Annotated in this window: 22 protein-coding genes; 7 read left to right on the top strand and 15 right to left on the bottom strand. The window is 64.0% G+C overall.

Annotated features, from left to right (window positions below; all coding sequences use genetic code 11):
* Window positions 1-1,675, top strand: a 1,675-nt coding sequence (locus ACTHNE_RS21315; protein ID WP_440270269.1) for an alpha-glucuronidase, incomplete at its 5' end; no start/stop codon positions are given.
* A gap of 139 nt (window positions 1,676-1,814) precedes the next feature.
* On the opposite strand, the gene lpdA is transcribed toward ACTHNE_RS21315, so the two are convergent.
* From lpdA to ACTHNE_RS21295, 4 genes are all read right to left on the bottom strand, one after another.
* The gene (gene lpdA, locus ACTHNE_RS21310; RefSeq protein ID WP_440270268.1) at window positions 1,815-3,626 is read right to left on the bottom strand and encodes a dihydrolipoyl dehydrogenase; all 1,812 of its coding nucleotides are present in this window, start codon (window positions 3,624-3,626) and stop codon (window positions 1,815-1,817) included.
* An 18-nt stretch (window positions 3,627-3,644) separates the two neighbouring features.
* On the bottom strand, window positions 3,645-4,997 hold the full coding sequence (gene aceF / locus ACTHNE_RS21305; RefSeq protein WP_440270267.1) for a dihydrolipoyllysine-residue acetyltransferase: 1,353 nt from the start codon (window positions 4,995-4,997) through the stop codon (window positions 3,645-3,647).
* 140 nt (window positions 4,998-5,137) lie between these two features.
* A complete protein-coding gene (locus ACTHNE_RS21300; RefSeq protein ID WP_324947943.1) occupies window positions 5,138-5,977 on the bottom strand; it encodes a mechanosensitive ion channel family protein in 840 nt (279 codons plus the stop codon).
* 202 nt (window positions 5,978-6,179) lie between these two features.
* Window positions 6,180-6,983 (bottom strand): DUF2884 family protein, encoded by an 804-nt coding sequence (locus ACTHNE_RS21295; RefSeq protein WP_324947941.1) that lies wholly within the window; start codon window positions 6,981-6,983, stop codon window positions 6,180-6,182.
* 217 nt (window positions 6,984-7,200) lie between these two features.
* Here ACTHNE_RS21295 and ACTHNE_RS21290 point away from each other — a divergent pair, with 217 nt between their 5' ends.
* Both ACTHNE_RS21290 and ACTHNE_RS21285 read left to right on the top strand, forming a co-directional pair.
* The gene (locus tag ACTHNE_RS21290; protein ID WP_440270266.1) at window positions 7,201-8,856 is read left to right on the top strand and encodes an FAD-binding dehydrogenase; all 1,656 of its coding nucleotides are present in this window, start codon (window positions 7,201-7,203) and stop codon (window positions 8,854-8,856) included.
* Window positions 8,853-9,866, top strand: coding sequence for a 2-dehydropantoate 2-reductase (locus ACTHNE_RS21285; RefSeq protein ID WP_324947937.1), 1,014 nt, complete (start codon window positions 8,853-8,855; stop codon window positions 9,864-9,866). Before ACTHNE_RS21290 ends, ACTHNE_RS21285 begins: the two co-directional genes overlap by 4 nt.
* Before the next feature lie 73 nt (window positions 9,867-9,939).
* Here ACTHNE_RS21285 and ACTHNE_RS21280 read toward each other — a convergent pair whose 3' ends face one another.
* From ACTHNE_RS21280 to ACTHNE_RS21250, 7 genes are all read right to left on the bottom strand, one after another.
* Entirely contained in the window at window positions 9,940-10,266 is a 327-nt protein-coding gene (locus ACTHNE_RS21280) for a hypothetical protein (RefSeq protein ID WP_324947935.1), read from the bottom strand.
* A gap of 42 nt (window positions 10,267-10,308) precedes the next feature.
* On the bottom strand, window positions 10,309-10,893 hold the full coding sequence (locus ACTHNE_RS21275; RefSeq protein ID WP_324947933.1) for a DUF924 family protein: 585 nt from the start codon (window positions 10,891-10,893) through the stop codon (window positions 10,309-10,311).
* Window positions 10,894-10,895: 2 nt separating this feature from the next.
* Window positions 10,896-11,333, bottom strand: coding sequence for a DUF2383 domain-containing protein (locus ACTHNE_RS21270; RefSeq protein ID WP_324947931.1), 438 nt, complete (start codon window positions 11,331-11,333; stop codon window positions 10,896-10,898).
* Window positions 11,334-11,456: 123 nt separating this feature from the next.
* Window positions 11,457-12,209, bottom strand: a complete 753-nt coding sequence (locus ACTHNE_RS21265; protein WP_324947929.1) for a DUF2884 family protein — start codon at window positions 12,207-12,209, stop codon at window positions 11,457-11,459.
* Between the two features lie 63 nt (window positions 12,210-12,272).
* Window positions 12,273-12,812 carry a hypothetical protein gene (locus ACTHNE_RS21260; protein WP_324947927.1) on the bottom strand — a complete coding sequence of 180 codons (540 nt, stop codon included), beginning with the start codon at window positions 12,810-12,812 and terminating at the stop codon, window positions 12,273-12,275.
* Window positions 12,812-13,363, bottom strand: coding sequence for a peroxiredoxin (locus ACTHNE_RS21255; protein WP_324947925.1), 552 nt, complete (start codon window positions 13,361-13,363; stop codon window positions 12,812-12,814). The genes ACTHNE_RS21260 and ACTHNE_RS21255 overlap by 1 nt, the downstream gene beginning before the upstream one ends.
* Window positions 13,364-13,462: 99 nt before the next feature.
* The gene (locus ACTHNE_RS21250; RefSeq protein WP_324947923.1) at window positions 13,463-13,927 is read right to left on the bottom strand and encodes a hypothetical protein; all 465 of its coding nucleotides are present in this window, start codon (window positions 13,925-13,927) and stop codon (window positions 13,463-13,465) included.
* A gap of 215 nt (window positions 13,928-14,142) precedes the next feature.
* Between ACTHNE_RS21250 and ACTHNE_RS21245 the strand changes: the two genes are divergently transcribed.
* Window positions 14,143-14,559 (top strand): universal stress protein, encoded by a 417-nt coding sequence (locus ACTHNE_RS21245; RefSeq protein ID WP_324947921.1) that lies wholly within the window; start codon window positions 14,143-14,145, stop codon window positions 14,557-14,559.
* A gap of 176 nt (window positions 14,560-14,735) precedes the next feature.
* Window positions 14,736-15,557: a ferritin-like domain-containing protein gene (locus ACTHNE_RS21240; protein WP_324947919.1), complete on the top strand. Its 822-nt coding sequence runs from the start codon at window positions 14,736-14,738 to the stop codon at window positions 15,555-15,557.
* A 72-nt stretch (window positions 15,558-15,629) separates the two neighbouring features.
* Here ACTHNE_RS21240 and ACTHNE_RS21235 read toward each other — a convergent pair whose 3' ends face one another.
* The 3 genes from ACTHNE_RS21235 to ACTHNE_RS21225 are packed head-to-tail and all read right to left on the bottom strand — an operon-like array spanning window position 15,630 to window position 17,166.
* The gene (locus ACTHNE_RS21235; protein ID WP_324947917.1) at window positions 15,630-15,902 is read right to left on the bottom strand and encodes a hypothetical protein; all 273 of its coding nucleotides are present in this window, start codon (window positions 15,900-15,902) and stop codon (window positions 15,630-15,632) included.
* 6 nt (window positions 15,903-15,908) lie between these two features.
* Window positions 15,909-16,376 (bottom strand): DUF6491 family protein, encoded by a 468-nt coding sequence (locus tag ACTHNE_RS21230; protein ID WP_324947915.1) that lies wholly within the window; start codon window positions 16,374-16,376, stop codon window positions 15,909-15,911.
* A gap of 58 nt (window positions 16,377-16,434) precedes the next feature.
* On the bottom strand, window positions 16,435-17,166 hold the full coding sequence (locus ACTHNE_RS21225; protein ID WP_440270265.1) for a hypothetical protein: 732 nt from the start codon (window positions 17,164-17,166) through the stop codon (window positions 16,435-16,437).
* 142 nt (window positions 17,167-17,308) lie between these two features.
* Between ACTHNE_RS21225 and ACTHNE_RS21220 the strand changes: the two genes are divergently transcribed.
* Window positions 17,309-18,550, top strand: a complete 1,242-nt coding sequence (locus tag ACTHNE_RS21220; protein ID WP_324947910.1) for an MFS transporter — start codon at window positions 17,309-17,311, stop codon at window positions 18,548-18,550.
* A 201-nt stretch (window positions 18,551-18,751) separates the two neighbouring features.
* On the top strand, window positions 18,752-19,066 hold the full coding sequence (locus ACTHNE_RS21215; RefSeq protein ID WP_324947908.1) for a hypothetical protein: 315 nt from the start codon (window positions 18,752-18,754) through the stop codon (window positions 19,064-19,066).
* An 89-nt stretch (window positions 19,067-19,155) separates the two neighbouring features.
* On the opposite strand, the gene aceE is transcribed toward ACTHNE_RS21215, so the two are convergent.
* Complete coding sequence (gene aceE / locus ACTHNE_RS21210) at window positions 19,156-21,849, bottom strand: pyruvate dehydrogenase (acetyl-transferring), homodimeric type (protein WP_324947905.1); 2,694 nt, start codon at window positions 21,847-21,849, stop codon at window positions 19,156-19,158.
* Window positions 21,850-22,129: the final 280 nt, after the last annotated feature.

Here is a 22,129-nt window from a genome sequence, read left to right as displayed (position 1 = left end):
AGAAACACCGCGCCTGAAACTGCGCATGCTCGATCACTGGGATTACCTCAACGGCCAGGTCGAGCGCGGCTATGCGGGCGCGTCGATCTGGGATTGGTGGAAGCTGCCGGACTGGCGCGCACCGCGTTACACCGATTACGCACGCGCCAATGCCTCGATCGGCATCAACGGCACGGTGCTCAACAACGTCAATGCGGGTGCGACGATCCTCACGCCGATGTATCTGGAAAAAGTGGCTGCGCTGGCCGAGGTATTCCGCCCCTACGGCATTCGCGTCTATCTCAGCATCCGCTTCAGCGCGCCGATCGAAATCGGTGGTTTGAAAACAGCCGATCCGCTCGATCCGCAGGTGCGCGCGTGGTGGCGCACCAAGGTAGACGAGATCTACAAGCAAGTTCCCGACTTTGGCGGCTTCCTGGTCAAGGCCAATTCGGAAGGCCAGCCGGGTCCTGAGGATTATCATCGAACGCACGCCGATGGCGCCAACATGCTTGCCGATGCGCTTGCTCCTCATGGCGGTGTGGTGATGTGGCGGGCGTTCGTCTACTCGCAGAACAATCCGGAAGACCGAGCCAAGCAGGCGTACGACGAATTCAAGCCGCTGGATGGACGCTTCCATGCGAACGTGCTGGTGCAGGTGAAGAACGGCCCGGTCGATTTCCAGCCGCGCGAGCCCTTCCATCCGCTGTTCGGCGCGATGCCGAAGACGCCGCTGATGATGGAGTTAGAGATCACCAAGGAATATCTGGGGTTCGCCACGCACCTGGTCTATCTCGGACCACTGTTCGAAGAAGTGCTGTCCGCCGATACGATGGCGCGTGGCAGAGGTTCCACCGTGGCCAGGGTGATCGATGGCTCGCTGGACGGCCACACGCTCACCGGCATGGCTGGCGACGCGAACATTGGCACCGACCGCAACTGGTGCGGCTCGGATTTCAATCAGGCCAACTGGTACGTGTTCGGACGGCTTGCATGGAATCCCACGCTATCCTCGCGCGCGATCGCCGAGGAATGGGTGCGGATGACCTTCAGCAGCAACGAAGCGTTCGTCAAACCCGTGGTCGAGATGATGATGGGCTCGCGCGAAGCTGCGGTGAACTACATGGCGCCGCTGGGTTTGTTGCACCTGATGGGGCCGGGCCATCACTACGGCCCTGCGCCGTGGGACGCCAGCGAATCGCGCGCCGACTGGCGGCCGGTCTACTACCATCGCGCCGATCACAATGGCATCGGCTTCGATCGCAGCCGCACGGGTAGCGATGCGGTAGACCAGTACGCACCACCTCTCGCGTCGGAATTCAACGACCTCAAGCAAACACCCGAGCCATTCCTGCTCTACTTCCATCATGTGCCGTGGAACTATCGCGTGCGTTCAGGACGGACGCTGTGGTACGAATTGGTGGCGCATTACACGCAAGGCGTAGAACAGGTGAAACGCATGCGTAAAACCTGGCAGAGTCTGGATGGCTATATCGATGCAGAACGGTATCGCCAGGTCGATGCTTTTCTCGCCATCCAGGAAAAGGAAGCGCAATGGTGGCGAGATGCGTGTATCGCCTATTTCCAAAGCATTTCCGGCCTGCCATTACCGACGGGTTACGCGCCGCCGCGAAAGTCGCTCAAATACTACGAGTCGCTTTCGTTTCCCTACGTACCGGGTTTTTCATCCTGGTGACAGCAGATGCCATCGTAGGTTGGGGTGCAAACCCCAACAATGCGTTCCGCATATGCAACTCGGTGTTGGAGCTTGCACCCCAACCTACGAAAAGGGCCGGAATATCCGGCCCTTTTCTATACGATACGATCGGGATGCCTTACTTTTTCTTGGGCATGTACAGATCGGTGATGGTACCTTCGTACGCCTCGGCCGCCATGCCCACCGATTCGCTCAAGGTCGGATGCGGATGGATGGTGAGGCCGATGTCGGCCGCTTCGGCGCCCATCTCGATCGCCAGCGCGATTTCCGAAATGAGATCGCCCGCATGCGGACCGACGATGGCGCCGCCAACCACGCGATGGGTTTCTTCGTCGAACAGCAGCTTGGTGAAGCCTTCGGTGCGGTCGATGCCGATGGCGCGGCCGCTGGCCACCCATGGGAACTTGCCGACGCCGATCTTCAGGCCTTTTTCCTTCGCCTCGCGCTCGGTGACGCCGACCCAGGCGATTTCCGGATCGGTGTAGGCCACCGAAGGAATCACGCGTGCATCGAAGTGACTCTTCTGGCCGGCGACAACTTCCGCCGCCACCTTCGCTTCGTGCGTGGCCTTGTGCGCCAGCATCGGCTGGCCGACCAGGTCGCCGATGGCGAAGATGTGCGATACGTTGGTGCGCATCTGCGTGTCGACGTTGATAAAGCCGCGCTCCGTCACCGCCACGCCAGCTTTGTCCGCGCCGATCTTGTTGCCGTTGGGCGAACGGCCAACCGATACCAGCACGCGATCGAACACGGTAGTAGGCGGAATGCTTTCGCCTTCGTAGCTGACCTCGATACCCTTCTTGGTGGCTTTGGCTTCCACCACCTTGGTCTTGAGGTGTACGCCCTTGAGCTTGCTGCCCAGGCGCTTGGCCAGCGGCTTGATGAGATCGGCATCGGCGCCGGGAATGATCTGGTCCATGAACTCGACCACGGTCACTTCGCTGCCGAGCGCCGCGTATACGGTGGCCATTTCCAGGCCGATGATGCCGCCGCCGACCACCAGCAGCTTGGCGGGAACGTCCTTGAGTTCCAGCGCGCCGGTGGAATCCATGATGCGCTCGTCGTCCCACGGGAACGCAGGCAGGCGCACCGCCTGCGAACCGGCGGCGATGATGGCGTATTCGAAGCGCAGCAGTTTCTTGCCTTCGGCGGTGTCGATTTCCATTTCGTTCGGCGACACGAAGTTGCCCACGCCTTGCACGGTGCGCACCTTGCGCTGCTTGGCCATGCCGGCGAGGCCGCCGGTGAGCTGGCCGACCACCTTGCTCTTGAAGCCGCGCAGCTTGTCGATATCGATCTTCGGTTTGCCGAAGCTCACGCCGTGCGCGGCCATGGCTTCCGCTTCGTCGATCACTGCCGCAGCGTGCAACAGTGCCTTGGACGGAATGCAGCCAACGTTGAGGCACACGCCGCCGAGCGTGGCGTAGCGTTCCACCAGCACGGTATCGACGCCCAGGTCGGCAGCACGGAATGCGGCGGTGTAACCGCCGGGGCCGGAGCCGAGCACGACGAGCTTGCATTCGATGTCCGCCTTGCGGCCGGTGGCGCCGGCAGCTTGCGGTGCTTTTGCTCCCTCTTCCTTTTGGGGAGAGGGTTGGGGTGAGGGGGACGCGCTAGCGGCAGATGGTGGCGTTGCAGGCGAGGTTGACCCCTCTCCCCGGAGGGGAGAGGGAGAAGGACTCGCTTCGCCTGCGACTTCAAGGATCGCAATAACAGCGCCTTCGGACACCTCATCGCCCACCTTCAGCTTCATCTCCTTGATGACGCCCGAAGCGCTAGCGGGAATCTCCATCGTCGCCTTGTCCGATTCCAGCGTGATCAGGCTTTGTTCCTTCGCCACGCTGTCGCCGGCTTTCACCATCATTTCGATCACCGGCACGCCTTCGTGACCGCCGATGTCGGGAACTTTCAATTCGATCGTATTGGCCATGATCTTTGTTCCCTCGCGTCAGAGCAGCAGGCGACGGATGTCGCCGAGCTGGGTGGCGAGGAAGGACGCGAAGCGCGCGGCGACGGCGCCGTCGATCACGCGGTGGTCATAGCTGAGCGACAGCGGCAGGATCAGGCGCGGCGCGAATTCCTTGCCGTTCCACACGGGCTTGGTCTGCGCCTTGGTCACGCCAAGGATCGCCACCTCCGGCGCATTGACGATCGGCGTGAACGCCGTGCCGCCGATGCCGCCGAGCGAGGAAATCGAGAAGCAGCCGCCAGACATGTCGGCCGGGCCGAGCTTCTTGTCGCGCGCCTTCTTGGAGATCTCGCCCAGTTCGGCCGCCAGGTCCAGCAGGCCCTTCTTGTCGCAATCGCGGATCACCGGCACCACCAGGCCATCGGGCGTGTCCACCGCGATGCCGATGTGGAAGTACTTCTTGAGGATGAGCTTTTCGCCCGTCGCATCCAGCGAGGCGTTGAACTGCGGGAATTTCTTCAGCGCCGCGACCACCGCCTTGATCTGGAACACCAGCGGGGTGATCTTCAGATCCTTGTTCTCTTCGCCGAGCTTCTTGCGGAAGGCTTCCAGCTCGGTGATGTCGGCGTCTTCGTGGTGCGTGACGTGCGGGATCATCGCCCAGTTGCGGGCGAGGTTCTGGCCGGAAATCTTCTGGATGCGGGTGAGCGGCTTTTCTTCCACTTCACCGAACTTGGCGAAATCCACCTTCGGCCACGGCAGCAGGTTGAGCCCACCGCCAGCCGCCACCGTGCCACCTTCCACCGGACGCGCACCGGAAGCCAGCGCATGCTTGACGTAGGCGGCGATGTCCTCGCGCAGGATGCGGCCGCTGCGGCCACTGCCCTTCACCTGATGCACGTCCACGCCCAGTTCGCGCGCGAAGGCGCGCACGGCCGGCGTGGCGTACGGCGCATCGCCCGGCATCACCAGCTTGGCGTCGAACGGCGGACGGGCCTGCGGGGCGACGTCGCCTTCGGGCGCATTGCCCGGCAGCACGCTGCGGCCGCCGAGGGGGGCGGGCTCTTCCTTCACCTGCGGGGCCGGAGCCGGAGCAGAGGCTTTCGCGGCCGGGGCTTCCGCCTTGGCGGGCGCCGGTGCGGCAACGCCGTCGGCGGCTTCGATGATCGCAATCAGCGCACCCTCGGAAACCTCGTCGCCCACCTTCAGCTTCACTTCCTTGACCACGCCGGAGAAGGGCGCGGGCACTTCCATGGTGGCTTTGTCAGACTCAAGCGTGATCAGGCTTTGATCCTTCTCGACGGTGTCGCCGGGCTTGATCATCACTTCGATGACGGGCACATCCGCGTGTCCGCCGATATCCGGAACGCGGGCTTCTTTAGGGTCAGCCATGATTTCTCCTGCGGAACGAAGGCAGCCGCGGGGAAGGAGAAGGCGGCCGCAAGGCTTCCATCATAGCAACCGACGCCCCTTCACGGACATGGCAAAGACGCCAAAGATCGCCATCCGCATACGTATGCGGCGGATTTGTCCTACTTTTCGGCCGCAGGCGATGCCATGACCACGCGCACCTCACGATGCGGGTACGGAAAGTGGATGCCTTCGGCCTGGAAGGTCTCTTTCACCTTGCGCAGCAGATCGGTCTGCGCGGGCCAGAAATCGTCCACCACGGTATGGGCGCGCAGCAACAGCAGCACCGAGCTGTCGGCCAGCGAATCAGTCCACACTGTGGGCGCCGGGTCCTCGAGGATGCGCGCATCGGCCGCGAACAGGCGCTGCACCACCGCGATGGCCTTGCCGATGTCGTCGTCATAGCCGATGCCCACGCGCAGCTCGAAGCGCCGGATGCCGCGCCGGCTGAAATTGATGATGACGTCCGCGCCGATCTTCGCGTTGGGCACGATGGCCTCGCGGTTGTCCGCCAGCACGAGCTGGGTATGCATCAGGTTGATGCCTTCCACCGAGCCGTCCACGCCACCGGCATGGATGAAATCGCCCACCTTGAAAGGACGGAACACGATCAGCAGCACGCCCCAGGCCAGGTTGCTCAGCGAACCCTGCAAAGCCAGGCCGATCGCCAGGCCGCCGGCACCCAATGCGGCCAGCAACGGCGCGCTCGGCACGCCCGCAGTCTGCAGGGCGATCACGATGAGCACCGCGATCAACACGCCATACAGCAGATTGCGCAGGAAGCCGCTCAGTGTGGGGTCCACCGATGCGCGACGCATCGCGCGCTGCATGAAATTCGCCAGCCGCGCGGCCAGCCAGCGGCCGACCAGCAGCACCAGCAAGGCGCCGAGCAAGGCCGGCGCGTGGTTGGTAAAAAATACGCGCAGGTCGTCGCGTGTAAGGCCCAATAGATGTTCGAACATGACGCAATCCCTGGCGAAATTGCGCAAAGCCTAGCAGCCGTCCACGTCGATTGCAGGCATGGGCGTACCGTACAACGCAAAGATGCGCATGGTCACGCTGGGGTTCGCACTCAACCTGCGCGCATAAAAAAAGCCCGGTGGGGAACCGGGCGTGTGGCTGTCCATGATTGGGGGAGCATGGTGGGGATGATGCGCCGGGTCACTAGCGCTGGGCGTAGCTCGCCTTGTCGGGACGATCCATGTCTTGGGAAATCAATTGCAGGCGCTCGCCGTTGGGCAGGCGGAACTGGAACTGCTGCTGCAGCTGGTCCAGCCGGCTGAAATGCGGACACAGCGCTTCGGCGCGCTGGCCCAGTTCATCGGCCGGCGCATTCACCGCCTTGCCGAGCGTGGCCTGCAACGCACTGGTGCGTGCCTGCAATGCCGCGAGCCGGCTCGAGTCGCCGCTGAGCGCACCCTTCACCACATCGGCGGTGACGTTGCTCACCAGGTCTTCGACGGTGTTTTGCAGGTGTTCGCCGAACAGATCGTTCTCGCCGCCAGCGGTCCACAGGCCGTGGCCGAGCGTGCTGTCAATGTGTTGTACCGCTTCGTTGTGCCGCTCGCGCAGTTCGTGCAGCAGGCGCGTGCGCTCGTCGCCGTTTTCCGCCAGCGTGGCCACCACCGTGGTCAGCGCCGAATAACCCACCTCGACACCGTCGCGCGCGATCGCCGCAACGGCGGGCACCAGTTCGCGTACCTGTGCTTCGTAATCGCGCAGGCGCGCCGCATCCGCCGCGGACACTGCCACGGTCCGGTCATCCACCTGCAAGGCGCCATCATGCATGAAGATCCTGGCGGGTGCGCCGCTGTTGCGAGTGAAGGCGATGCCACCGGCTTGCACCTGGATGTCGTAAGCGCTGTTGAACGCACACGACAAATGGTGCGAATGACCATCCGTTGCATGCACGCCGCCTGCGGCGGCGAGCGCAAAAACCGTGGCGAACGAAAGCAGGTGACGATGCATGGGCGATCCCTCTCCAGGACGCGAGCCGGAGCGGCTCTTGCACGCTTCGATGCGTGATCCGGCACATAGGGTTTAACGCGCAGCCCCGCGCCGGCATGGGCCGTACGTCATTCCCTGCCATCGGTCATGGCCGGCGACCATGACGTTTGGCGCAGCGCACATAGGCAAACGAACGAGTGCGCGATAAGTTCAGGTCTTTGGGGATCAGGGGCCAGCCATGCCATCCACCGATGTGATCGTCGTCGGCGCTGGTCTTGCCGGCCTGGTTGCGGCGACGGAGCTGACCGACGCCGGCCGGCGCGTGGTGATCGTCGAGCAGGAACCGGAGCAGAGCCTGGGTGGACAGGCGTTCTGGTCGTTCGGCGGCCTGTTTTTCGTCGATTCTCCCGAACAGCGCCGCATGGGCGTGCGCGACTCGCACGCGCTGGCGCTGGCCGACTGGATGGGCACCGCCGCGTTCGATCGCCCGGAAGACCATTGGCCGCGCTGCTGGGCCGAGGCCTACGTCGATTTTGCCGCCGGCGAGAAACGCGCCTGGCTGCACGCCATGGGCATGCGCTGGTTTCCGGTGGTGGGCTGGGCCGAACGCGGCGGCTATGGCGCGATCGGGCACGGCAACTCGGTGCCGCGCTTCCACGTGACCTGGGGCACCGGCCCCGGCGTGCTGGAGCCGTTCGTGCGGCGCGCGCGCGAAGCACAGGCAAAAGGCTTGCTGAGCTTTGCCTTCCGCCATCGCGTGGATGGATTGATGGTGGAGAACGGCAGCGTGGTCGGCGTGCATGGCGCGCGCCTCGCCGACGACAGCGTGGAACGCGGCAGACCCAGCTCGCGCGACGTCGTCGGCGATTTCCAATGGCGTGCGCAGGCGGTGATCGTGGCCTCCGGTGGCATCGGCGGCAATCACGAACTGGTGCGCCAGAACTGGCCGCAGCACTTGGGTGCGCCACCTTCGCGCATGCTGTGCGGCGTGCCCGCGCATGTGGACGGCCGCATGCTGGGCATCAGCGAAGCGGCCGGCGCGCGGCTGATCAACCGTGATCGCATGTGGCACTACGTGGAAGGTATCGAAAACTGGAATCCGATCTGGCCGATGCACGCCATTCGCATCCTGCCCGGCCCTTCCTCGCTGTGGTTCGACGCGCGCGGTAACCGCCTGCCCGGTCCGCTATGGCCTGGTTTCGACACCATGGGCACGCTCGAACATCTGCGTCGCACCGGTTTCGACTACAGCTGGTTCATGCTCGACCAGCAGATCATCCGGCGCGAATTCGCGCTGTCCGGTTCCGAACAGAACCCCGACCTCACCGGCAAAAGCTGGCGGCAGGTGGCCAGGCGCGCCATCGGCAAGCAGGCGCCGGCGCCGGTGGAAGCGTTCAAGCGGCATGGTCGCGATTTCATCGTGCGCGACAATCTGGATGACTTGGTTGTCGGCATGAATGCGCTGGCGGGCAGCCAGTTGCTCGATGTCGCCCACCTGCGCGAGGAAATCGAAGCGCGCGATCGGCAATTCGGCAATCCCTTCGCCAAAGACAGCCAGGTGATGGCGATCCACAACGCACGGCGCTATCGCGGCGATCGCCTGGTTCGCGTGGCGAAGCCGCATCGCATCCTCGATCCGGCGAACGGTCCGCTGATTGCGGTGCGGCTGCATATCCTCACCCGCAAGACCTTGGGTGGATTGGAAACCGATCTCGATGCACGCGCGCTGGGGCACGACGGCCAGCCAGTGCGCGGCCTGTATGCGGTGGGAGAAGCCGCCGGCTTCGGCGGCGGCGGACTGCACGGTTATCGCGCATTGGAAGGCAGTTTTCTCGGTGGCTGCCTGTTTTCCGGCCGCGTGGCGGGACGCGCCGCCGCCGCAGCAGTGGCATGAGCTCTTCGCCGCGCATCGCCATCTACGGCGCCGGCATGGTCGGCAATTATCTGGGTGGCCGTTTGCATGGCCATGCGCAGCTGCGTTTCATTGCACGGCCGCACGTCGCGTCCATGTTGCAGGAGCGCGGGTTGACGGTGAGCGACCTGCACGGCCATCGCCAGCATGTTCCGGTGGCGGAACTGGATGTCACCACGCAAGCCAGCGGCGCACAGGGCGTCGACGCCGTAGTGGTGACAGTGAAATCCGCCGCGACCATGGATGTCGCGCACGACCTGGCCGAAGTGCTTGCGCCGGGAACGCTGGTGATCAGCTTTCAGAACGGCGTGCGCAACGTGGCGGATTTACGTGCGGCGTTGCCGACCTGCCACGTCCTGGCCGGCATGGTGCCGTTCAACGTGACGCAGCCGGAACCCGGGCACTTCCATCAAGGCTCATCGGGCGCATTGATGGTGGAGCGCTCCGCTGCGCTTTCACCCGCGTTGCGTTCGGCGTTCGACGCTGGCGGCCTGCCCTTGCAAGTGTGCGACGACATGCAGGCCGTGCTGTGGGCGAAGCTGCTGATCAACCTCAACAACGCACTGAATGCACTGAGCGGATTGCCCTTGCGCGAGCAATTGGCGCAACGCCCCTGGCGCCAGTGTCTCGCGTTGCTGCAGCGAGAGGGATTGCGCGTGCTGCATGCGGCGGGCATTCGACCCGCGGCGCTCACCGCCCTGCCCGCTCGCTGGCTGCCGGGCGTGCTGTCGCTGCCCGACGCGCTGTTTCATCGCATCGCCTCGCGCATGCTGGCGATCGATCCCTTGGCGCGCTCCTCCATGTGGGATGACCTGCAGGCCCATCGCCGCACCGAGGTCGACTATATCAACGGTGAGCTGGTCGCCCTGGCGAAATCCCGAGGCCTGCGTGCGCCAGCCAATGAGCGCATCGTCGCGTTGATTCGCGAAGCGGAGCAGTCGCCTGTGCCATGGATGCCGCATGCTTTATTGAAGACGCTACGCAACGTATAGGCTGGGATGACAATCCCAGCGCCGCGATGTTCAGAGCATGGTAATGCCGGGATTGGCATCCCAGCCTACGCAGTTAACGCACGGCATCTTCGATATGCGCGATCTTTCCATCGGCGATGGTGAAGGTGGTGAAGTGTCCATCGCGTTGGTATTGCCACTTCTCGCCCTTGTCCTTCGCTCCGGCCGTGCGGCCTCTGCTGGATGACTTTGCCTTGATCGTGCCCTTCGTGCGCTTGCCTGTACTGGATGGCTTCGCGCGTACGGATGGTTCGCCCAGCAGCGCTTTGACGCGTGCCGCGCTATCGCCCACCACCAGCACCTGGCTGCCCACGCGCAAACTCTGCAGCGCATGCGCGCTGAAGCTGGTGATCAGCAAGGCAAGAAAAACATAGCGGCGCATGATCTGCTCCCTGTCGTGATAAAGCCCGTTCCATGGCGGCGATCAGAACCCGGCGCCGGGTTCGGCAAGGTACTGCAGCTCTTCCGGCGTGCAGGGCCGGCCGAGCCGCGCATTGCGATGAGGAAACCGTCCGAAACGCGCGATCACCGCCTGGTGCTGCCGAGCATAGTCGAGAAAACCCGTATAGCGATGACGCTCTTCGGCAGGCAGTTGTTCGCACAGCGCTTCGAACAACGCCACGCAATGCTGCTGCAGCCGCATGTCTTCGGCGTGTTCGAGCGGCATGTAGGCGAACACGCGCTGCATCGGCGGCAGTCGTCGGTCGTAACCTTTTGTGATGCCCCACAACGCGAGTCGCTGTGCCTGTAGATCCTGCGCCCATGCACGCGGATCATCGCGATGCAGGTTGCGCGAAAACTGATCGAGCACGATCAGCAGCGCCAGCCATCCTTGCGGCGTATCGGCCCACTGTTCAAGCTCACCTTCCGCTGCCCGACGGAAGGTGTCGCCAAAGCGGCCACGGATGATGGCATCGAATTGTGGCGATGCATCGAACCAGTGTGGCTGTTTCGCAGGATCGAACCAGAACGCCAGCACCGCCTGCGCCTCCTGCGGCGGACGGCGCATGCTCAGTGCCCGACGCCGACCGCCTTGGCCAGGCTGTGCATGTCCAGGTCGATCGAATGCAGGCGCGGCAGCTGGCGATGCAGCTCCGCGCTCATGTCGCCGGCCCCGACGCGCGCGATGACGCGTTCGAACGAGCGCAGCAGGTTCTGCTCGTGGCGCGCCAACAGGCGGATCCAGGCATCGTCGCTGTGCGGCACCAGGGTGTCGAAGCCGTAACGCACCACGCCCAGCACGCGACGGCGGGTGGCCGGCGTGCCCTCGTGGCTGCGGATCTGCGCCTGCAGTTCGGCGATCACCAGAGTGAGCGATTGCGCTTCTTCATCCAGCACGGTGCGCAACCCAGGCTCGCTGACCTGCGTTGCGGCATGGCAATACAGCGCGCGCAGCTCGATGCTGCGGCGGATCAGACCATTGCATAGATATTGAACCGCGAACGACACCCCGCCGCCTCCTGGCCGAGCCTGTCTCGGAAAAACGATGCCATGTTGCAGGACAAGGACTTAGCGGCGGATAAATCCGCCTGCCATGGTTGGCTTTTGCTCAGCTTGCGCCGCTACGGCGGCTCATTGGCCGATCTGCACGAGATTCAACGGACGGCCATTGCTGGCACGAATTCCCTGCTGCAGCTCTGCCAGGTGCTGGATATCCGGGCAGAGCGCCTGGATTTCAGGCCGCAGCACCTGCAGCCGTTGCTGCAGGCGCGGCTGAAACCCGCTGGTGAGATTGGCAGCCTGGTCGCGCAGCGCGGCAGCCTGCTGCAAATCGCCACTCATTGCCGCGCTGATGGCCTGCTGGCCCATCGCCGAAGCAAGCAAGGGGCCGATGTCGCCGATGATCTCATTGGCGTATTGGTTGGCCGCATCGCCGTGCCAGTCGTGCGTGCTCTGGCTGGTGGCGACGCGCCGGTGCAGGTCGCCCGCATGCGTCTGCAGGCGGCGCTGCAACTCCGCGCGTGTACCGGCGTCGAGATTCATGCCGTTCGCTTCGTCCTGCACGGCTTGCACCGCGACATCCACGCCATGGTTGATCACACGCTTCATCCGCGGCACCAGGGCGAGCAGCTCGCGCTGGAACAGCGTGAGGCGGTCCTGGTCTTCGGCATTGAGGCGCACGGCCTGGCCGTCCGTCTGCAGCGTGCCCGATGCGATGACCACCCGCGTGGGCGCGGGCTCCGCGCGATCGAAGATCAAACGATCCTGCTGCACGGTGAGGTCGTAGCTGCTGGTCGCGTGGCAGACCTGCGACAAGTCCTGCGCATGCAGGCCGCTGCAAGCGAGCGCGAGCATCCAGGCAGCGAGCAGGCGGGTCGAACGCATGGGTGTATCTCCATCGGATTGGGCCCGACAGCGATACGGCGCACGGGGATAACTGCGGCTGAATCAGCCCGGGCGCGGCCGGAATTGCAGGCGGACAGCCGGCTGGCCCAGTTGCCAGGCGAGCCACAGCAGCAGCGGCACGCTGACCGCGCGCAGCGCCAGGTTGATGCGCAGGACGCGGCCAAAATCCGCTACCAATTGCTGCCCTTCCTGCAATGAACCGGGATCGACGCCCTGCCATTGATGCCACAGCGTCACGCCGCTGTAGGTTATCCACACGCACAACAGCAAGGCCACCACGCGCAGCACCGAACGTGCCCAGGCCTGGCGCAGAATGCCCCCTGCGCACGCCACGACCACCACGAATGCGCCTATCAGATAACCAATGTCCCAGCCGAGCAGGCCATGCAAACCGGCGGTGATCTGCTGGCTGTCACTCCCACCAGGAGGCACCTTCTGCAGCGCTTCCCACACGGCTTGCGCGTGATGGATGTACTGCACACCGCCAAACGCGGCCGCCAGCAGAAGTACCCAGGTCAACATGCGCCACCAGGCGAACCTGGGCCTCTTGCGCACGTCGGTATCGAAGCGGGAAATCACCATCAAGCCGCCGCCTTCTTCATCGTGTTGAGATCCGCCAGTACCTGCGCGGCGTTGTCCTTGGGATCGACGTCGCGATAGATCTTGGCGATCTTGCCATTGGGATCGATCAGGAACGTGGTGCGCTTGGCGAAGTGCAGGCCGATGGCGGATGTCAGCACGCCGTAGCTGATCGCCACGTGCCGGTTGGTATCGGCCAGCAGCGGAAACGGCACGTGGTATTTCGCGGCGAATTCCGCGTGCGACTTGATGTTGTCCAGGCTTACGCCAACCACGTCCGCGCCGGCTTGGCGCAACTTGATCACTTCATCGCGGAAGGTGCAGACCTCGGTGGTACAGCCCGGCGTGAAATCTTTCGGATAGAAATAAAGCACCAGCCAGTGCCCGTGGTAATCGGCAGGGCTGCGCCAATGGCCGTTCTGATCCTGCAGCCGGAACGCCGGCGCTACTTGGCCGACCTGCGGATTGCCTTGCGCACCGGTGCCGGCCAGCGCGGGCACGGCTAGCAGGCCAACCAGCCCGGCCATCGCTAGCAGGGTCAACAGACGACGCATGGGCGAACTCCATCAAGCAAGGGGCGCAGCGAGTATACGCTGCCATAACGCAAGCAAAAGGCGCCTTGCGGCGCCTTTTGTCGATGATCAAGCTACCGCTTACTGGGCCTTGATCGGCTCGATATCGAACTTGTCGACCGCCACGCCGAGGTTGACGCCCTCGCCACTGCCCGACAGCGCAATGGACGTGGTGCCCTTGGTCAGCACCTGCGCGGTACCGCTGCGCACGACGCCGGCCGAAGCGCCAGCCTGCGCATAGCTACCGTAGACATCCTTGATGCTGTAGACGTTGCTGATGTCGCCCTTGCCGGCGACGTGGAACTTGCCGGCGGTGAGGCCACCACCGTGCATGCTGATGCTTACGGCAGACGTTTCGCCGTTGTCGCATGTGATGTCGCCGCGTCCTTCCGCATGCTGGTAGATCGCCGACCATCCTTTCAGGCTATAGGTGAGGTGGCACTTCACCGGGGCCTTGGCCGCCTGCGCGGACATGGCCGGCAGGCCGGTCATCGCTCCGGCGCACAGCAGCATGGCGGCAGTCAATCCAAAGGTACGCTTACTCATATCAGTCTCCTTGCGCATGGCATGGATCACCCACGCCGTGGCGAGAGTGTCGGCGCAACGGACTGAACAAATTGGCAAGAAACCAAACGGCGTTCAGCTTGCGCACGCTTCCGTGAGCGTTATGCGTAGACGCCGCCTGTTGTTTCCTTTTGCTTGATGATTAACTAACAAAGCGCCGCGCACACTGAAATCGCGCGTTGGCCATGGAGGAACAAATGCCCAAGTACTCGCTGGTCGGCTACGACAGTTCGGATACGTCACAACGTGCGTTCCGCTTCGCCATGAACCTGGCGCGCGCCTGCAAGGGTCGGGTACGGGTGGTATCGGTGCTGCAGGTCACCCAGGGCGGCGCCGACGCCTGCGCCTTGATGATGACCGACTCGGCCAGCGAGCGAGCGCAGGAGTTGCAGCAGGAACTGCGCAGCCTGGATACGGATGCCGATACGCTCGTAGACCTGGAAATCACCCACGGTAGCCCTGGCGACGTCCTGCTTGGCCAGATCCGCCAGCATCCCATCGACCACATCGTGATCGGCCATACCGAACGGGGCGCTCTCGGCCGCTGGCTGCTGGGCTCGGTATCCGAGGACGTGCTGGCGGGCGCCCATGTGCCGGTAACCGTGGTGCGGTAGGTCCAATCCGTAAATCATCAATGGTTAGCAGGGTAGGAGCCGCTGCCCCACCCGCTCCCGCTCCCGATTCCCACCCCGCGCAAAGCTGGCATTAATCCCGCCCAGCGTTCACCATTTATCCTGTTGTCCTTGATCTGTCACAGATCGGATAGTCTTTTTTGCACAGGAAACTGCACGTGGACTACAGCACCGTCCTGCCCTGGACTCTGGAAAGTCTGAATTTCGCCGACATCGACATCGCGCGTGTACGGCATGATGAAAACCTGTTTCTGCTGCTTTGCAGCGCCTCGTTCGTGGAGAGCGGCTCGGATCTGTACACCAGCAACCTGATCGAGCACTTCGACGGCGACCTGGAACTGCAAGGCTGGCTGCGCGAGCACTGGGAACACGAAGAACTGCAGCACGGCCGCGCGCTGGCCGCCTACGTGCGCCACGTATGGCCCGAGTTCGACTGGGATGCCGGCTTCCAGGCGTTCTGGAACGACTACGGCGCGCTGTGCACCGACGAGCAACTGGAGCCTTCGCGCGGGCTGGAACTGGCCGCGCGCTGCGTGGTGGAAACCGGCACCGCCAGCCTTTACCGCGCCCTGAACGACATCGTCGACGAACCGGTGCTCAAGCAGCTCACCAACCACATCAAGAGCGACGAAGTACGTCATTTCAAGCATTTCTACCAGGCCTTCCAGCGCTACCGCGAACAGGAAAAGCTCGGTCGCTACAAGGTGTTCCGCGCCATCCTGCGTCGCGTCAACGAGATCCGCAACGAAGACAGCGACATAGCGCTGCGCCACGTGTTCAACCAGTGCTACCCGCAGCACAAAGGTGACAACGCGCAGTTCCAGAAGGTGGCCGGCCCGGCGCAGGCCTTGCTGCGTCGGAACATCCCGGCGGAAATGACAGTGAAGATGCTGCTCAAGCCACTGGACCTGCCGCCGCGCTTGCAGCAGGTGGTGGAGAAGCCGCTGGCGAAAATCAGCGAGAAGCTGTTCCTGCAGTAGGTTGAGGTGCAAACCCCAACCATCGGGATATGTAGATGGTGATGTTGGGGTTTGCACCCCAACCTACCGGACTCAGTGCGAGGACGAATCTTCCGCCTCGCGCTCGTGCTGTTCCTCGTGCGTTGCCGGCTCCGGCCAGTGGTACCAGTCGCGATGCGGCGAGAATTTCCGGCATGCAAGGCAAATGGTGATTTCCCAGCGATAGCCGCACCCCGGGCACACGCCGCCGGTCCAGAACGTGTTCCAGATCGTCCCGCAGCCGCCCATCTTGGGCGTACATAACCAACGACTGGTGCCTAGCGGGCGCCAGGTGCATTGCGGACAGTAGATCTCCGGTTCGCCCATGAAACCTCACTGCCCGCCGCTGGACGGAGGCGCCTCGCTGCGCGGCACGCTGTCGACATGGCGCTGGCTTTCCTTTTCCAGCTTGAACCTGGCCAGATCGATCGGGCGAATCTGCTTGATGATGCATGGAATGTACGGCCGTCCCGTCAACACCTTGTCGAAACCCGCTTGCACTTCGCTGGCGAAGCTGGTCAGGCCGATGATGTTGGCGAAGGTAAGGTTGTTGCACGGCCAGACATCGAGCAGATAGGCCTTGCTGGGCTGTGTGTAGACCACCAGCTGGGTATCGCTGAGCGGCTCCCACGAATAGATGTTCCCACCCAGCAGCAAACGGAAGCTGCGCACCGGCGCGCCGGCGGCGGCGCTGTAGGCCTGCTGGCGCTCCTGCAAGCGCTGCGCGTAGGGCACGCTCGAACACGCTGCCACGCACAGCCCGAGCAGCGAAAAAACCAGCCACTGCATCTTCTTCGACATGGCACACCTCCATGAAGAGCTTAGGCGGAAAAACGCACGAACCGCGTGCCGGTGCACCTTATTTCTTGCCTACCGCCACCCACTTGGACGGATCGTAGCCACCGGTTTCGAACACCAGCTCCTGCTTGCCGCCGTCCTGCATTTCCGCGTCGATGGTGATGCGCCGGGTCTTTTCCATCGCGGCGATGAAGGCCTTGTCGTCGCGAATGAAGATCGCTGGCTCGCCGGTGGTCGGCAGAAACGCGCGCAGGGGATGCGATTTGCCATCGAACTGCGCCTGCAGCGTGCAATTGCCCTTGCACACGAAGCCGTGACCATTGCCGAACAGGAACACGCTTTCACCCCACTTGGTGTGCTGACGCAGCACCAGCCGCACGGCGCGATCGCCGCCGGGCCGCGTGCTGTAAAGACTGGCTGTCGACTGGGTGCCGCCTTCCATCGGGCCGACCTGGTAGGTCCACAATCCGGCAAGGCGCCGCTTCTCGGCGGCTTCCTTGGCGCGTTTTTCGACGTCCGGCAGCGTCTGCTGCACTTCCTTGGCGGCGTCGCTGGATGGGAACTGCTTGACGATCGCCTCGCCGAGCTGGGCGGCCATTTCGTCGTTCTTCATCGCAAGCATCTGGCGATAGGTCTGCAACTGTCGGTTCGCCTCGTCGGCCATCTGCTGCGCCTGCGCCTTGGCGGCGTCCTGCGGCGATGGGGTTTGATCCTGCTGCGAGCAAGCGGCCAGCAACAGCAGGCCGCCGGCAGCGGCTACGACCCAGGCATGACGGAAAGACGAATGGATCATCGCGAGCGATTCCGGCAAGAAGAGGTCTCTAGCTTGAAACCAGGGCCTGCCCGGATGCAACCGGTGACGGCGATGCGCGATGCACGCACTTTGCGCCATGGCCGCCACTTCAGATAATGCCGGTTCCAGACAAGGACCCCGCATGTCTTCCTCCCCCGCGCCGCGTTCCGCGGATTCGCTGCTCGACCATCCGGCGTATGTTGCTTTCTGGTGCGCACGCACCGCGTCCACTTTCGGCTTCCAGATGCTCTCGGTGGCGGTGGGCTGGCAGATCTACGCCATCACCGGGCGCGCCTTCGACTTAGGATTGATCGGCCTGGTGCAATTCTTTCCTTCCGTTTTGCTGGCGTTGCCGGCCGGCCACCTGGCCGACCAGTTCGACCGGCGACGGATCGTGCTGATCGGGCAGATCGTGGAATGGATCGCGATTGTGCTGCTGACCGTGCTGACCTTGCTGCACGCGATCGATGAGGTGGGCATTCTGTTGCTGATCTTCGTGATCAGCACGGCCAAGGCGTTCGAATCGCCCTCGCTGCAATCGATGGTGCCGGCCTTGGTGCCGCCCGCGCTGTTGCCGCGCGCCATGGCGGTGAACGGTTCGGCCATGCAGGCGGCCATGATCATGGGACCGGCGCTCGGCGGTCTGCTTTATGTCGCCGGCCCCGGCGTGGTGTATGCGGTGGCGGCGGTGCTGTACCTGATTTCCGGCGTGATGGTGGCGCGCTTGCGCTACGAGCATGCGCCGCCGAAACGCGAACCGGCCACGCTCAAGACCTTGTTCGCCGGCGTGCATTTCATACGCGAACGCAAGGACGTGCTCGGCGTGATCTCGCTGGATCTGTTCGCCGTGCTGCTCGGCGGTGCAACCGCGCTGCTGCCGATCTTCGCCAAGGACATCCTGCACACCGGGCCGTGGGGCCTGGGCCTGTTGCGCGCCGCGCCCGCGGTAGGCGCACTGCTGATGTCGTTCTGGCTTGCGCGCCACAACATGGAGCGCAACGTGGGCAAGATCATGTTTGCCTCGGTCGCGGGTTTCGGCGTGGCCACCTTGGTGTTCGCGCTGTCGAACGTGCTGTGGCTGTCGCTGGTGGCCCTGTTCGCGCTGGGTGCGTTCGACATGGTGAGCATGGTAATTCGCGGCTCGCTGGTGCAGCTGGATACGCCCGATGCGATGCGTGGGCGCGTGAGCGCGGTGAATGCGATCTTCATCAATACATCCAACCAGCTCGGCGAGTTCGAATCGGGCATGGTCGCCGCATGGCTGGGCGCGGTCGGTTCGGCCGTGGTCGGCGGCGTCGGCACGCTGGTGGTCGTCGGCTTATGGATGGTGATGTTTCCTACCCTGCGACGGCGCCAGCGGCTGCATATGGGAACGCCATCCTGACCGCGGCGCATACAGGCGCCCAAACGCTCGCATGCCACCCGGATGGACCGCAGCGGACCTACTCCACGCGGAGGCGGGACGCTATTTTAGAACCCTGCCAGAAGTGACGAAAATCAATGGCTGAGCGTGCACGATCGGTTAACGTGCCACTCACGTGACCGCTGGCAAGGTCAATCACCCGGACATTGGAGGAATAACGCCATGAGCAGGCAAGCCGACATCGAACGCCGACTCGACCACCTTGGCAACCGTGTGCGCGAGTACGCAGACGGCGCCGCCGATACCGCCGACGACTGGCTGTCCCGCGGGCGCCGCGCCGTGGGCCGTTTCAGCCGCACCGACGCACGCAAGCGTATCGCACGGCGCGCCGAGGATTTCGCAGACGAAGCCAACTATCAGTACCGCCGCTTGCGACGCCACGCGGGCAGGCATCCGGTCGCCACCGCGGCGATCGTGGCGGGTACGGTAGGCGCGCTGTTCCTGCTGTTCCGCACGCTGCGGCGGGACGAAGACTGATCCGTTGGCCGGGTGCAAACCCCAACACGGCGATATTGGGGTTCGCAGCCCAACCTACGAAAAAGCCCGCCTTTCGGCGGGCTTTTTGATTACACCGTCTGCGGATTGGGCTTTTCCGGATCGAGCTTGTACTCGCGGATCGCCCGCGCCACGTCCTTGGCGTTGACCTTGCCGTCCTTCGCCAACGCGGCGAGCGCGGCGTGCGCGATCCAGTAGCGATCGACCTCGAAGAAGCCGCGCAGGTGTTCGCGAGTATCCGAGCGGCCGAAGCCGTCGGTGCCGAGCACCGTGTAGCGCATGCCGTCGGGCATGAAGGCGCGGATCTGGTCGGCGTATTCCCGCACGTAGTCGGTGGCGGCGACCGCCGGACCCTGGCGTCCCTGCAGCAGGCCGGTCACATACGGCACGCGCTGCTCGCTTTCCGGATGCAGGCGATTCCAGCGCTCGGCGTCGAAACCATCGCGGCGCAGCTCGATGAAGCTCGGCACGGACCAGATGTCGGCGCTGACGCCGAAATCCTTTTCCAGCAGTTCGGCGGCGGCGATCACTTCGCGCAGGATCGTGCCGGAACCGAGCAACTGTACGCGCGGCTCTCCCTTCTTCGGCTTGCCGGCATCCTTGAACAGGTACATGCCCTTGACGATGCCTTCCTCGACCCCTTGCGGCAGATCGGGGTGGGCATAGTTCTCGTTCATCACGGTGATGTAGTAGTACACGTCCTCCTGCTCTTCGAGCATGCGGCGCGTACCGTCCTGCATGATCACCGCCACTTCGTAGGAGAAGGTGGGGTCATACGCACGCACGTTCGGAATCGAACCGGCCATCAGGTGCGAATGGCCATCTTCGTGCTGCAGGCCTTCGCCGTTGAGCGTGGTGCGTCCGGAAGTACCGCCGATCAGGAAGCCGCGCGACCGCATGTCGCCGGCCGCCCAGGCCAGGTCGCCGATGCGCTGGAAGCCGAACATCGAGTAATAGATGAAGAACGGCAGCATCGGCTGGTTGCTGATGCTGTAACTGGTGGCCGCGGCCATCCACGCGGCCATGCCGCCGGCCTCGGAAATGCCTTCCTGCAGCACCTGGCCCTTCTGGTCTTCGCGGTAGTACAGCAGCTGGTCGGCGTCCTGCGGACGGTATTTCTGGCCGAACGGCGCGTAGATGCCGATCTGGCGGAACATGCCTTCCATGCCGAAGGTGCGCGCTTCGTCGGCGACGATCGGCACCACGCGCGGTCCGATGGCCTTGTCGCGCAGCAACAGGTTCATGCCGCGCACCAGCGCCATGGTGGTGGAGATTTCGCGATCGCCGGTGCCCTTGGTGATCTGCTCGAACGCGGCCAATTCCGGCGCCTTCAGCTTCACGTCGCTATGGCGGCGGCGCTGCGGCAGCGAACCGCCCAAAGCCTTGCGGCGCTCGAGCATGTACTGCACTTCCGGCGAATCCTTGCCGGGGTGGTAGTACGGTACGTCGGCCAGCTTGGCGTCCGGCACGGGGATGTTGAAGCGGTCGCGGAAGTGGCGCACGGCCTCGTCGTCCAGCTTCTTCTGCTGGTGCGTGGGGTTCTGCGATTCGCCGGCCGCGCCCATGCCGTAGCCCTTCACCGTCTTGGCGAGGATCACGGTGGGCATGCCCTTGGTGTTCACCGCCGCGTGGTAGGCGGCGTACACCTTGTGCGGATCGTGGCCGCCGCGGTTCAAGCGCCAGATGTCGTCGTCGCTCAAGTTGGCGACCATCTCGCGCGTCTCCGGATACTTGCCGAAGAAATGCTCGCGCGTGTACGCACCGCCGAAGGCCTTGCACGCCTGGTATTCGCCGTCGATGGTTTCCATCATCAGCTTGCGCAGCACGCCGTTCTTGTCGCGCGCCAGGAGCGGATCCCAGTAGCTGCCCCATACCACCTTGATGGCGTTCCAGCCGGCGCCGCGGAACACGCCTTCCAGTTCCTGGATGATTTTGCCGTTGCCGCGCACCGGACCGTCGAGGCGCTGCAGGTTGCAGTTGATCACGAAGATCAGGTTGTCCAGGCCTTCGCGGCCAGCCAGCGAGATGGCGCCCAGCGATTCGGGCTCGTCGCACTCACCGTCGCCCATGAAGCACCAGATCTTGCGGTCGGTCTTCGGCATCAGGCCGCGGTGTTCCAGGTATTTCCAGAACTGCGCCTGGTAGATCGCCTGGATCGGGCCCAAGCCCATCGATACCGTCGGCACCTGCCAGTAATCGGGCATCAGCCAGGGATGCGGATATGAGGAGAGGCCGCGGCCGTGGCCGGCCACTTCCATGCGGAACAGGTCGAGCTGCTCTTCGCTGATGCGACCTTCCAGGAAGGAGCGCGCATAGATGCCGGGGCTGGAATGGCCCTGATGGAACACCAGGTCGCCCGGATGATCGACGCTCGGCGCACGCCAGAAGTGATTGAAACCTACGTCATAAAGCGTCGCGGACGATGCGAAGCTGGCGATATGCCCGCCCAGCTCACCCGGCTTGCGGTTGGCGCGCACCACCGTCGCCATCGCGTTCCAGCGGACCAGCGTGCGGATGCGCCACTCCATCGCGGCGTCGCCGGACATCTTCGCTTCCAGGTGCGGCGGGATGGTGTTGACGTATTCGGTGGTGGGATCGAACGGCAGGTAGCCGCCGGAACGCCGGGTGGAATCGACCAGCCGCTCCAGCAGGAAGTGCGCGCGCTCGGTGCCTTCGCGATCGATGACGGCGCTGAGCGATTCGACCCATTCCTGGGTTTCGGTGGGGTCGGGGTCCTGATGGAGGATGTCGTCGAGCTGATCCATGGAGGTCTCCGCGGCGCGGGGCGCCGCCTTGCGGTGGGTGCGCGTCGCCGGGGGCAGCGACGAAGTCGATGCTTCGGTCCGGCGACTTTGGACCGGCACGGAACAGGAGGGACCGCGTGGCGTGGTGGCCGCAGGACGAGCTAACCGTCCGATTCTAGCCTCCGTACGGCGATCTCGCCAATTGTCGGACCATACATACGTATGCGAAGGGTTCGCGGCAGTGCAGCATGCTTCCGTAGGTTGGGGTGGGAAACCCCACCACGGCACGCCCGGGGCACCC

The sequence above is a fragment of the Dyella sp. genome (assembly GCF_051954575.1).
GTDB lineage: Bacteria > Pseudomonadota > Gammaproteobacteria > Xanthomonadales > Rhodanobacteraceae > Dyella_B.
This window is presented reverse-complemented; position numbering and strand designations above follow the sequence as displayed.